The sequence below is a fragment of the Alistipes sp. genome (assembly GCF_020026455.1).
In the GTDB taxonomy this organism is placed as follows: Bacteria; Bacteroidota; Bacteroidia; order Bacteroidales; family Rikenellaceae; genus Alistipes.
Window position 1 is genome coordinate 80013 of the sequence record NZ_JAHHQJ010000005.1, and the last position, 13624, is coordinate 93636.

A 13624-nucleotide genomic window follows, 5' to 3' on the forward strand; every position below is an offset into this window, starting at 1 on the left:
GAGAACAATTCTTGGTTCGGTTACAGTTTTTCGGTTGCCGCCCGCAGCGTGCGGAACGGACGCTGCGAAACGAAGGTGCAGAAATCGTGGTAAAGGTCCACATCCTCCTCAACGGACGAATTCTTCAGGACGACCAGCCCCTGATGGCTCTGATAATAGGCAATGCGGCTGCCGGCCCAGGCTCCCGATTCGCGGAAGGCCTCCATGTAGTCGCGCAGCCGCGACCCGCGTCCGCATCGGGCCATCGCGCTCTCGTCGAACTCCATCTCCATATCGAGCCCGTTTGCTGCCGCCTCGCGACAGGCCTGCGCCAGCCGCTCGCGCGGAATGTCGTCCGAGAAAAAGTAGTTGGGCTGATAGAACGCACGATCAAATCCCCGCTCGCGCCAGGCCGTGTAGCCCGGAGCATGGAAATAGGGGATCCAGCACAGCTCGCACTGCCGTTCGTCCAAATAGGAGGAGACATCGGCCAACAACGGACTGGCCTTTTCCGACTCCTCGGTGACCCAATAGAATCCCGCCAGCTCGACATACTTGTAGTCCTGTTCCTCAAACATCCTGAGCGCCTGATCGATATACCATTTGCAGGCCAGAAACCGGTCCTCCTCCCGGGAGAAATCCAGAATCCGGTCCTCCACCATGCCCCAATAGGACGTACCGCCGCGCTTGGCCAGCGGCTCCTTGTAGACAATCGGATTGGGGATCGAGATCACCACCTGACGCTTGGTCGCAGGAGCGCCGAGCGTCTCGGCGGCGGCGGCCACCGCCTCCTCGATGGCGGCAATGCCGTGCCCCTCGGAGAAATAATAGCGCAACAACTTGAGCCAGTCCACCTGCGTGGCGGCCGGGAGCACTGTGCCGTCCGTGTCCTTGTGTCCGGGGTCGAATGCCACCCGGGCACTTCCGGGACCGATGTCACGGATCTCGAGAAGCAGAAACCCGTCGAAAAGCCAATGCATCCGGCCCTCCCGGTCGGTATAGGTAACATAATGGCTCATCATCTCCCGATCCCACCGGGGACTGTGCGTGCCGCCGGCATAGATCAACACCAAATCCGTCGCCGTCAACGCCCTGGGACGCCCGTCCGAGCAGGAGCAAAGGCCCCACCCGACCAGCAGGCCGACAACCGCCGCCGCAAGAACAAACCCAATTTTTTTCATCTGTTTCTCTCTGTTTTACGGAAAAATCCGATCGTGGTTTTCACCGGACGATTCTCGGTGCTGCAATCGTTCACATGCCTGTCGCCGACCATCATGCCCGTCGAGCCGCCGCCGTCCAGATTGAGCGCTCCGACACACCCGAGCCCCTTGAGAATCATGGCCAGTTCGGTCAGCGTGGCACCCCGGCTCTCCGGGATGCGGCCGTCGCAAATGAAGAGAATCACCTTGCCGTCGGCCGTATGACCCACGGCCGTGCGGTCGGGCGAGACATCGGGGCCGAAAATGTCATAGGGAATGATCTCAAAATTGCTCAGATAATACTCCTTGCCCTTCTCCGTCAGGGTGAAGTCAAACGGGCACTTCCCCTCCCGGAGCAGCACCGGGCCGGCGCTGACGGCATACTGCGGGTTCCAGACGACGTTGGTCGCCGGATTCGACGAAGAGACGGGAGCATATTTCGCCTCGCCCTTGACCGAAGGCAGCGGACGGTCGAAATAGTAATTCGAGCCGCTCGTGCCGACCCACCAGACCGCCGCCTTACCCGTATCGTCGACGCCGAAGATGCCGCGCGTCGCGTGATACATGACCTCGTACTCGGAGTCGCCCGCACGCAGCGAGCCGCGCATATCGGGGATATACCCGGTCGGGGTCCCGTTCACCACGGCCACGCCCACATGATTCGCGCCATAGAAATAGCCGGCATTGACCAATACATGACACGCTCCGCCCAGCGCGCGCATCTGATCGTCGATCGTGGCCTTGGCATCCGGAATGTTCACCCGCAATTCGACATCTCCAGCCAGATCGGCGACGGCATACCAGGCATGGAAGTTCCGCCCGTTGAGCCGATCGGTCGTCTCATACACCGAGACGGACCGGGGCAACGCCTCCGTATCGATTTTTTTCCAGTTCAGCGTAATGGCCTGCGGCTCCTCGTCCAGAGCGGCAACCGCCTCGGCGCTGTAGCAGACCGTATTGCCCGAACGGAGGTAGGCTCTGAAGTGGAACTTCCGGCCGTACTCCAGCAGGACATTGGGAATCGCCTGCAAGATAGTCTTGTCTCCGACCGGTTCGGGACCGTCCTGACGGGCATCCTTCACGGTCGGACTGCCGGTCGTGTTCCAGCACACGCCGCATACCGCATCCTTCAATTCCGCCGCATTGCGCAGTCTGTAACGCAAGGCGATGCACGAACTCGTGGCTTCAGCCTCCCCTTCCAGCACGACGCCGGGTTTGGCGGGATCCTCCGCCGCCAGCGGTGCGGCATAGACGATTTCGGAGGCCATCGAGGCCTTGCGGCCGTCGGTGCGGACCCCGAAACAGTAGCTCTTGCCCGGCTCCAGATTCATATTCACTGTATAGCTCTCGGCATCGGCCGCCGTAAAGCCCACGCGTTGCGGCGTCTCATCCTTTTGGCCTTTCAACCAGACCGAATAGCCGCTCTCCTGCGTGCAGAGATCCTTCCACAAAACCTCAACCCGGGACGCGCCCCGGAATTCGGCCGCAACCTCCGAAGGTGCCGCCAGCCGATCCCCCTTCGGATCGGTATCCCCTCCCGAATCGGAACAGGAGGCCGACGACAGGAGAGCCAGCGCTCCCCACATGAACCAGTTTTTCATCATCAAAATCCGTCGAATCATAAGACGAAGGGCGGCTGTTCCCATGAGCAGCCGCCCCTCATGCGAAATAAAGACTATTTGTAGCCGAAGAGCGACACTTCGCTCAACGTCAGCCAGTGGGTACGTACACTCCAAGGTTCAACATCACGGTAGAAGTTATAGCCGTTCTTCAAGGTCTTGAAGCGGTAGTAGCGGGCCGTCACGGCGTCGGCCTCCTCGATGACCAGGGTGTCGCCGTTGGCGATGTGCTCGGAATAGGCCTTGGCAGGCAGTGCCTTGACGATCTTCGAGATCTCCGTCACATCCACCTTGCCCAGACACTTCCAGTCGGTCCACTCGGCCGCGGGCTCTCCGGCTCCCGTGTAGGCATAGATCTCATAGATCAGCGGGTCGTGCGACACGTAGTCGTAATAGTGGTAGGTCACGAACTTGGCCAGTTTCACCGGAACGCCCGCATCGATCACAAACGAGTCGCCGTGACCGGCCTTGGCATCGTCATTGGTCGTGGAGAGCTCCCAGTGCTTGTAGGCGATGGGCGAATAATCCGACTTGTTGGTCATCCATTTGCCGTCGAACAGATAGGCGCTGGCCACATTGGCATTGTTGGCGACCACTCCGTCGTTGGGCAGGACAAAGGCCTTCATCTTCGACTTGTCGACCATTGCCATGGCAGGCCCCGTCGATACGGGCTGAATCTCCAGCGTCGAGGCCAGATTGGCATAAGAGGGCGACGAGAATTTGATCCGCGCCTTGACCGAAGCGTCGAGCAGCTGGTCGGGAAGCAGATCGAAGACAAGCCGGGTGGCTGTCCGCGACTTCTCCTTCAACCAGGCTCCGTTCGTTACGGCATAGGTCCAATCCGCGACATTGGACTCCACGTCGACCGTCAGCTGAGCGCCCTCCTTCACCTCCACGGACTCGGGGGCCTGGGCCGTGAACTTCACGAAATCGATCGGTTTCACCGAGACCAGACGCTCAAAGAGCGGATCGGAATCGGAGGTGAAGCGCAGCCGGGCAGGCTCCGCCTCGTCGAAGCGCACCGAAGGATCGAGGTTGAAGACCAGCGCTTCGGCCGTTTTCGACGCCTCCTTGAGCCAATCGCCATCGGTCAGCGTATAGACCCAATCTTCGGTGTTGGCCGAAATGGCCAGACTCAGCTGCTCGTCCTTTTTCACAACGACAGACTCGGGGGCCTTAATCTCCATCTCCACCATATAGGCGGCCTGCGAGACCTCCAGACGCTCCACCGTGCCGTTGGCATAGGCAAATTCGATCGTCGCCGTACGTGCCGCACCCGTCTTGTTGCGATCGACACCCAGTTTGAGCGTCGTCTTTCCGCTTCCGTGCTTGGGAGTGATCTTGAACCACGGATCGGAAACCGTCAGTTTCCAACCCACATTCGAAGAGACGTCAAACGTGATGATATTCTCTTCGGCATTCAGGGCAATGGGCTCGGGCAGTTTCACGAAGGGAGCCTCGTCGTCCGAACAGGCCGCAGCAACCAAAGCCAACGCTACCAGTAAGACTAATTTATATGCTTTCATCGCTTAGATTATAGTTCCATTAAAGATTTTATTGATAAAATGCTTGTTGCCGGGCAGCAACGAGTTTGCAGATGCGCTCATAAAAGGCGCGTTCCTCCGCGATGCCCTCTTTCCAGTACTCGAGCGCCGAAGCCTCGTAATACGCCAGACTCTGTGTCTCGAAAAGCCCCAATTCCTCATAGACATCCACATAATCGGCATTGACCTGCAGGGATTGATGCGTCTCAAACTCGAGCTCCATCAACATTCCGCAGGCCTTGGCCATGTCGCATGCCTCATAGAGCCGCGTCCGGGTGAACTCCGGGTGGGTCATATAATTGGGCTGATAATAGGCCCGGTCGAACCCGTAGCTCGCCCACTTGCTGAAGCCGAACGCCTCGTAATAGGGAATCCAATAGAAGTCGAGACCTTTCGCATGGATGTAGTCCGCCACCTGGCTCAGGTACTTGGGCAGGAAGCTGCCCGACTCCTTGATCCAATAGATGCCGGCCAGCTGGATGTTGGCATACTCACGCCGCGCGAAATGGTCAAGCAGCTGATCCACATACCACTTGCAGGCGGCAATCCGGTCCTCGAAATTACTGAAGTCCAGCTTTTTGCCGTCCAGCTCGCCCCAGTCGGTCTGGCGATCCTGCGGATCGGGCAGCATGATCACCACCTTGCGCCGGTGGAACGGCCCCTGAACCCGGGGTTTGAGCGCACCGATCGCAGCATCGAGTGCCGGCACGGAATGGGAGTCATGGCCGAAATAGAAATCCAGCAGCTTGAGCCAGTCCTCCTTGTTCGAAGAGGCGATCGTGGGCTCTCCGGCAAGGGTCTTGCCGTCGAAGCGGCTCGTCAAAAAGAGGAATCCGTCGAACAGCCAGCGCGGATTCTCCTCGTCGGTAGCCACCGTCGCACGGAATCGCTCCCGGGTATAGGGCTCGCCGCTGTCGTTGTCGTAGATCAGCATCAGGTCCTGAATGGGCGAGGCTCCGATCGTCTGCCCGGACTGCTGCGTAACCGGGATTTCAACCGTTGCCTTTCCGTCCTGAGTTTCAAAGAGGAGCGTCCCCGTGCGGACCTCACCCGTCGTGTTGACCGCCACCGAGACTTCTGCCGTGACGGCCGACCCGACCGAGACGGAGAGCCATTCGGCCGCCTGATCCGAAACGCGCGCGGTCCATTTCGTATTGGAGCGGACGATCAACGACTCGGAAAAGAATCCGAAAGGCAGATCATACCGGGTTACGGGGGTTCCCTGACGATTGGTAACCGTCAGCGTAGTCTCCGGGGCCTCCGGGGTCTCCGGAGGCAGCACAGGTGCTTGGGTATCATCGTCCGAGGAGTGCCCGCATGCGCCCATTGCGCATGCAGACAACACACTCCAGACAATATAGCGAACAAATCTCATTACTCTTTCTCACTGATATTATAACGCCACAACTCGATTTCCGAAAGGGTGAACCAATTCTGACGAACCTTCCAGTTCGCATTCATGGCCTCGCCAAATGCCGCATAGAAGTTCTTGACCATCTTCAGGCGGTAGTAACGGGTCTCGGGGACATCCCCGAATTTGAACTCGATCGTAGTACCCTGCGTCGTCAGGTCTTCGGCCGACCCCGGCTGGGCATTCTTCACGATCTCCCACTTGTCGGAATCGTCCACATCGGCAATCTTCACCCAGTTGGCCCAGTCTCCCGTAGGTTCGCCGGGCAACGTGTAGGCATAGATCTCGTAGATGGCCGGGGCATTGTTGTTGTAGGGCCAATACGGCCAGATGAGCATCTTCGACAGACGCATCGGCTCTCCGACATCGAACGTAAACGAATTGCCGTGACCCTCCGGAGCAGGCTCCTTCATCGTCCAGCCAAAGAAGTTGTAGCCGACTTCGCCGTAGGCCTCCTTTTTCGACATGCGTTTGCCGTCGAAGCAATAGCGGATGTGTCCGCCGGCCTGACCGGGCGCCGTGTCATCATAAACGGCATCGTTCTCCATCGCCAGCACCGCACACTGGGCGCGGTCAACTTCGGCCACGAGGGCCTTGTCGACCGAAATCGTGTAGGTGAAATCCTCCTCGAGGTTGTTCAGGACAAAGGTATAAGGCGTCGTCAGATTGATTTCCTGCTCGGTAAAAGCGCCCTCCTTGAGCACCGTGCGCGAGGCATAGTCGATGACGACCTTGACTTTGGAAAAATCGACATCCGAGACAAAGACAAACTTGATGGCGTGCGTATTGTTATCCACCGCACCGGTTACCGTCTCCTCGCCACAGGTTGCCTTGGCCGAACGGACCATCTCATGCAAGGCGTGGGTCGGGATATAGGTACTGAACTTGGCATCCTGGTCGCAGGAGGTCAAGACACCTCCCGCCAAGGCCAAAAACGTAAGGATCGAATAGATACGTTTCATTTCTCTTGATCGTTAAATATCCGCTACCACCAGGGATTCTGGACCAGAGCAGGGCTCTTGTCGATCTCGGACTGCGGAATGGGGAACAAATAATACTCTTTGCGGAACACACGGCTTTCGAAAGCCTTGCGCGTATAGAACTCCGTCGATTTGAAATTGTTGGTCTTCGGATCTCCGGCCTCGACCGAAAGACCCCATACACGGCCGCTGTCGCCATACTTGCGGTCGTCGGAGGCTCCTCCCAGATCGGGGGTTTCGCACAACAGGCGGCGACGGGTCGTGAAGTAGCGGTCGCCTTCGAAGTTCAGCTCGACCTGACGCTCGCGGAGGATGTACTCGCGCTGCTGCTCCCGATTGCCGCGAATCGAAGGATAGGTTTCGAAGATGCTCGGAAGACCTGCGCGTTTGCGGACCTGATCCCAGTACTTCTGAATATCGGCATTCGCCGGATCGTACTCGTTCAGCGCCTCGATGTAGTCGAGCAGGATCTGGGCATAACGGATGTAGATCGAGACGTATTTGCCCGGCATCGTGTTGTTGTAGAAGTCGCAGGGCACGATGCGTTTCTGAGCCAGGAAGCCGGTCATCGGGAAGTTCAGGTTCTCGCCCGAATTGCTCGTACCGCCCCGGTAGAGCTCCACACGGCCCCATCCGTCCTGCTGGTCCTTCGTTCTGTTCAGCTTGTTGCGGATGGCCGCATCGTCCGAATAGGGCAACTGAACGCGGTGGTTGTAATTGACCGAAGCATAAAACCGGGCCTCGCGGTTGCAGAACATGTTCCAGTCGCCCTTCGAGTGTCCCCATGCATCGAGGCTCTTCAGGTCGGCAAGCAACTTCTTGCGACCGGCCTCACTGCTCTGGTCGACGTTGTTGGGGTTGTAGTGCGGACCGTCCTTGGTGACAAATCCGCGTTCGATGTAATTCGACTGCGGGTCGTCGATCGTGCGCCCGTTCTCCATATAGAAGGCGTCGACCAGACGGAGCGTCGGACCGACACCACCCATGCAGTTCACACCCGTCGGGATGCAGTGCACCATCCACGCATAACGGGGGCCGCGGTTATCCCACGAACCGGAACCCTGGTCGATCGACCCGAAGATGATCTCCGAATTCCAGCCGGTATTGAACAGATCGTAATAGGCCTTGTAGGGATTGTAGTCGTCCGAATCGATGTTGACACCCCCCGTATAGAGTTTCAGCCCGGTCTCGTCCAACTTCTTTTCCGAGAGATCGATCACGGCTTTGGCAGCCTCGGCGGCCGTTTTCCATTTGGTTTCGTCATACTGCGTACTGGCCAGAGGCGTTCCGTCGTGGTTCACAAACTGGGCGTAGTCCTTGTTTCCGTTCCACTGGGGCGAGGCGGCCAGCAGCAGGGCCGACGACTTCACGGCACGGCACGCCGGAATGGTGGCGCGACCCAGGCATTCGGGCTCCGAAGCATAGGAAAACGGCAGCAGCGTCTCGGCACGATCCATCAGTTCGCAGACGTATCCGATGCACTGATCAAACGGAGCGCGCGGAAGATTGCCGAAATTCGTTTCGTTGGGCATCAGCTCCTTAAGCAGGACGACAGGCCCGTACTGACGCAGCAGCAGGAAGTAATAATAGCCTCTCAAGAAGAGCGCCTCGCCCAAATAGCGGTCTTTCAGGTCCTGCGACAACTCGCCGCATTTGCCCACGTTGTTCTCGAATACGAACGTGGAGCGGATGGCGCGGTAATAGAGGTTCCATGTCACGTAGAAACTGGTGGCAGGCTCCCAGTTGCCCAGGTTGATGCCGTAGGTCGGATAGACGGCCCAGGGAATATCGCACTCGTCGGAGCAACCCAACCAGGGATCTCCCTGGTGGAGATTATCCATCGGGAGGGCTCCGTAGCAGTTGGTCAGATACTTCAACACCTCGTTCCGGTTGCTCCAGACCATTTTATCGGTCTTCATGTCATCGGGCTCCTTGTCCAGGTATTCGCAACCCGTGAAAAGCAGAGCCATCAAAAGGAAAATATATTGTTTCATCATTATTTGTGTTTAGAATGAGAGTCTGACGCCAAAATTGAACTTCCGCGACAAGGGATAGGCTCCACCATTTTGCGAACCGGTCTCCGGATCCCACATGTCCCACGGGGAGCAGAGCAGCAGGTTGCTGCCGACGAAGTAGACACGGATCGAGTTGCAGCCCCACGACTTCAGCGCCTTGCCCCTGAAGGTGTACCCCACCTCCAGGTCCGAAAGACGGAGCAGGTTACCGTTATAGATGGTGCGTGTCGATGTTTTCTGGTTGTTGGTCGATGTGGTGGCCGACAGACGCGGATAGAAGGCGTTCGGATTGGGATTCTCCTCGGACCAGCGGTCGAGCGCCTTCGCAAAGAGGTTGCCCTGGCCGACACCGCGGGCAAACGGGAAGAACGACCCGCCCAGATAGTAATTCACATTGGCCTGACCGCGGAAGAAGACGCCCATGTCCAGTCCCTTCCAGTTGATCTGCAAGCCGAAACCGTAGTTGATTTCCGGCACGTTCGAATAGCCGATGGCCACTTCGTCGTGCGAGTCCACGACACCGTCCTTGTTGTAGTCGAGGTACTTGACATCACCGGGACGCACCGTACCGAACTTCTGCTCGGGGCTGAGGTCGATATCATCCTGATCCTCGAACAGGCCGAGCGCCACCAGACCGAAGCACTGGTTCAGACGATGTCCCGTGCGCATGCGCCACGGATCCGTCGGAGCCTCATCCTTCTCCAGCACCTTGTTGCGGGCAAAGGTAAAGTTACCGTACAGACGGTAGTTGACCGGGCCGATGTGGTGCGAGAACTCCAGCGTGCTCTCGAAGCCGTAGTTCTTCATCTTGCCCATGTTGGCCAGCGGCTGCTGGTTCAGGCCGCTGATGCCGGGGACGATGCTGCGCCGGATGAGAATATCCCAACGCTTCTCATGGAAGTAGTCGAAGTCCAGCGAAAGGGCCGAATCAAACATCTTGATCTCCAGTCCGACATCTTTCTTGAGACCCTTCTCCCAGGTCAGGTCGTTCACACCCTCCTGGGCTTCACCGACGCTGCCGAACCACGTACCCGTAGGGCCGAAGTGGTGGCCGCCGATACCTCCGCCCCAGGTGCTCAAATAGGCGAAACGGCCGGCTGCGAGGGCGTCCGAACCGACCAGACCGATCGACGCGCGGATCTTGAGGTGGTTGATCCACTTCACGTTCCAGAACTTCTCATTGGAGATGAGGTATCCGACGGCCCCTGCGGGGAAGACGCCGAAGCGATGTCCCTTCTTGAAGTTCTCCGAACCGTTGTAACCCATGTTGTACTCCACGAAGTAGCGGTCGTCGAACGAATAGGTGGCACGGAAGGCAAGGCCCTGCTTCCGGTAGGGAAGGGCCAGGATCGACGAACCGGCAGCCAGGTTGTTGAAACTGCGCTGGTAGTACATCGCCATGGCGCCCACACGATGCCGGTCGTTGAAAACGCGGTCGTAGTTGATCTGTGCCTTGAACTCGTCGGCGCGGTCGCCCGAATTGATGTGGGTATAGCCCAGGAACTCGTCGCCCACGCGGCGCTGCACGAGTTTATAGAGTCCCGTCTCGTCATCGATGCCGTTGATGGCATAGAGCGACGAATACTTGCCGCGGGCCTGAATCGACATGGTGTTCACGTCGTAGGAGAACGAAGCGGTCAGATTGAGTCCTTCGGTGATGAAGGGCAGGTCCTGCTTGAGGACGATCTGGCTCATGATCTGCGTCTTGTAGGTCTTGTTGTAGCCCGATCCGAAAAGCCGCTCGGCGGGGTTGCCCAGACTGGTCGAGAGCGGCGCACCCCATCCCCACTGCATCTTGCCGCCTTCGTCATAACCCAGCGGCACACGCACCGGAGTGGTGATCGGGTCCTGCTGGTAACACATGTCGAAGATCTCGCTGGCCTGCGACTGATAGTTGTTGTTGCTGGTGATCGGACGGGGCTGGTGGGCATCGGTCATGTTGGCACCGATCTCCAGACCGAGCGTCGTCGTCTTGGTGATGGTCATGTCGATGTTCGAACGGAAGTTGTAGCGCTTGATATGGATGTTGGTGCTGTAATCCGTATCGGGATTGTTGTATAGGTTGCCGTTGTCGCGCAGGTAGCTGGCCGTAACGTAGTAGCGGGCCCGCTCACCGCCGCCCCGCACGCTGACCGAAGCCTGCATGTTGGACGAGGTCTTCGTAAAGAGTTCGTCGAACCAGTTGACATTCGGATAGAGATAGGGATCGACGCCCGAGGCCGTCATTGCGATCTGCTCGGGAGTGTAGAACTCGCTGCCATACGCCTCGTTGTAGAGCTTCATGTAATTGACACCGTCGAGCAGTTTGGGCATGTTGACCAGATTGGAGACGCCGCCCTCGATCTTCACATCGATGGCAGCCTTCTGGGCCACACCACGGCGTGTCGTGACGAGCACCACACCGTTGGCGGCACGCACACCGTAGACGGCCGTGGCCGAAGCATCCTTGAGCACCGAGATCGACTCGATCTCCTCGATCGACAGGTCGGACATCTCGCGCTCGACGCCATCCACCAGCACCAGCGGGGCGCTGGAGTTCAGGGAGGAGATACCGCGGATCCAGAACTCGGCATTGTCCATACCGGGTTCGCCGGTGCGCTGCACAACCACCGCACCGGCCACCTTGCCGGCCAGGGCATTGGTCAGGTTGCGCTGCGGGATCTGCAGGTTCTCATTGGCCACCGAGGAGATCGCACCGATCACACTCGCCTTGCGCTGGTGTCCCATACCGACAACGACCGCAGCCTCCATCTCGACGGTATCCTCCTGCAGGAAGATATCCAGGGCCAGGGATTTCGGGACGATGGCCTCCTGGGTCTTGTATCCCAGGCTGGAAAAGATCAGTTTCGAACCGATTCGCGGCACTTCGATCACGTAGTAACCGTTTGCGTCGGTCACCACGCCGGCTTTCGTCTCGTCCACGATGACGGCGACGCCGGCCACGGGCTGACCGTTTGCATCGAGCACCTTACCTTTGGCGATCAACTCTTTGGCATCAGCCTTCGTTGCAGCCACTTCGTCGTTTTCCACCCGCCGACTCCCGACCGATGCAAACGCCGGATTTACCAGCAAGAGCGCCAGTAATATCAGGAGCAAGTCACTTACTCCCCACAGATTTTTGGAACGTGAATTCGTCATAGTTTCCTCATAAATTGATTAAGAATTTAGGTGATTCGTTATTACCTTCAAATAAAATTCGGCCTGATTTAAATAAATTCAGATCATACAAACAAAAATAGCAAGGTTTTTTAAAGCCACTGTTTCCTTTCGATTATATTTTGATTTAAAACAGCAGATTTTTCATTACGCAAATCGGCCCGAGAAGGCCTCACACAGCGCAAAACCATAAGCAACAGTATGTTACAAGGAAAAACAACCGAAATTTATAAAAAGTCCCCTTTTACAATTAGTAAGAAGTATTGAAAAAGAATGTTTTTTAATTCATTTAAAATTCGTACATTTGTTTTAGATAACCCACCAAAACATGGCACGCCCTTCCACAACAGCATCGCATTCCAGCGATCCGAGCGGAATTGTCAAGAACACCATTCTGCAATGCATCTTCCGAAAGGGAGAGTTCATCATCCCCGAGATTTCGGAACAGACCGGATTCAGCGTTACGACCATTGCCAAATATGTGGCGGAGCTCCACGAGCAGGGACTTCTGGAACGGACCGAATGCCTGCAGACCAACAAACGGGGACGCAAGCCCATCCTCTATCACGTCCGGTCCGAAGCCTACTATTTTCTGGGTGTCGACATCCGCCCGTTCGAACTGACGCTGGGGCTGATGAACCTGCAGGGCGAGATGGTCCACATCGAACGCTTCCCCGACTTTCGGTTTGAAAACACGCACAACAAGCTGGACGAGATCTGCACCCTCATCACCCAGTTTACCGGGCAGTTCCTGCTCCGCAACCGGGCCGAGATCGCGGGGGCCAACTTCAACATTGGAGGCCGCATCAACTCCCTCCAGGGGACCAGTGCCACGGTGTTCAACTTCGAGGAGACGCGCGAGATCCCGCTCACCGAGCTGCTCTCCGAACGGCTGAGGATGCCCGTATACATCGAAAACGACACCAAGGCCATGGCCTATGGGGAATACGCCGCGGTGGTCGACCCCACCCTGAAGAACGCCATCTACGTCAATGTCGGCTGGGGTCTGGGACTCGGTCTGATCATCAACGGGGAAATCTACTACGGCAAGGACGGCTATTCGGGCGAATTCGGCCACATTTCCCACTACAACAACAACATCATGTGCCAGTGCGGCAAGAAGGGTTGCATCGAGACCGAGGTATCGGGAAGCGCCATCTGCCGCAAGCTGATCGAGCGAATCCACAACCACGAGACATCGGTCCTCTCCCAAAAGGTATGGGAGGGCGAGAAAATCACCATCGGCGACATCATCGAAGCCACCAAACTCGGAGACCGGCTCTGTGTGGAGCTCATCACCCGAACGGCCAGCGACCTGGGGCTCCTGCTAGCGGGGCTGATCAACCTGCTCAATCCCGACTGCATCATTCTGGGCGGATGGATCACAAAAATCCCGTCCTCCTACTTCCTGCAACCGGCCAAACAGGCCATCCTCAAATACTCGCTCCGGCTGCTGACGCAGCATCTGACCATCCTCCCCTCGATGCTGGGCAGCGATGCGGGAATCACCGGCGCCTGCATGATCGCCCGGAAAAAGGCCATCCGGGACCGAATGCTGAGCAAAGAATGACCGGTTAACCGGCTGGCCGGCTAACCGGTCAACCGGTTCCTTTCCACTGCGGCTCTCACCGCAAGGCTATCAGAGCGCCCATTCCGCATTGCCCGAAGGGGCGACCGCACAGGGCAAGGCACAAAGCGCAGCGTTCATCATGAAGTCCGTC

The 13624-nt window shown here is 57.6% G+C and carries 8 protein-coding genes; 1 reads left to right on the top strand and 7 read right to left on the bottom strand.

Features of this window, described 5'->3' with window-relative positions; translation table 11 throughout:
- Nucleotides 1–20: 20 nt before the first annotated feature.
- The 7 genes from QZ460_RS04190 to QZ460_RS04220 form a co-directional block, all read right to left on the bottom strand.
- Entirely contained in the window at nt 21–1160 is a 1140-nt protein-coding gene (locus QZ460_RS04190) for a DUF4855 domain-containing protein (RefSeq protein WP_290540343.1), read from the bottom strand.
- Nucleotides 1157–2800 carry a phosphodiester glycosidase family protein gene (locus QZ460_RS04195; protein WP_290540344.1) on the bottom strand — a complete coding sequence of 548 codons (1644 nt, stop codon included), beginning with the start codon at nt 2798–2800 and terminating at the stop codon, nt 1157–1159. Before QZ460_RS04195 ends, QZ460_RS04190 begins: the two co-directional genes overlap by 4 nt.
- Nucleotides 2801–2853: 53 nt before the next feature.
- On the bottom strand, nt 2854–4323 hold the full coding sequence (locus QZ460_RS04200) for a BACON domain-containing protein (RefSeq protein ID WP_290540345.1): 1470 nt from the start codon (nt 4321–4323) through the stop codon (nt 2854–2856).
- A gap of 28 nt (nt 4324–4351) precedes the next feature.
- Nucleotides 4352–5623, bottom strand: a complete 1272-nt coding sequence (locus QZ460_RS04205; protein WP_290540346.1) for a DUF4855 domain-containing protein — start codon at nt 5621–5623, stop codon at nt 4352–4354.
- Between the two features lie 92 nt (nt 5624–5715).
- On the bottom strand, nt 5716–6714 hold the full coding sequence (locus QZ460_RS04210) for a DUF5000 domain-containing lipoprotein (protein WP_290540347.1): 999 nt from the start codon (nt 6712–6714) through the stop codon (nt 5716–5718).
- Nucleotides 6715–6737: 23 nt separating this feature from the next.
- Nucleotides 6738–8726: a RagB/SusD family nutrient uptake outer membrane protein gene (locus QZ460_RS04215; protein WP_290540348.1), complete on the bottom strand. Its 1989-nt coding sequence runs from the start codon at nt 8724–8726 to the stop codon at nt 6738–6740.
- A gap of 12 nt (nt 8727–8738) precedes the next feature.
- A complete protein-coding gene (locus QZ460_RS04220; protein ID WP_290540349.1) occupies nt 8739–11885 on the bottom strand; it encodes a TonB-dependent receptor in 3147 nt (1048 codons plus the stop codon).
- A gap of 346 nt (nt 11886–12231) precedes the next feature.
- Here QZ460_RS04220 and QZ460_RS04225 point away from each other — a divergent pair, with 346 nt between their 5' ends.
- Entirely contained in the window at nt 12232–13473 is a 1242-nt protein-coding gene (locus QZ460_RS04225) for an ROK family transcriptional regulator (protein WP_290540350.1), read from the top strand.
- The last annotated feature ends 151 nt before the right edge of the window (nt 13474–13624 follow it).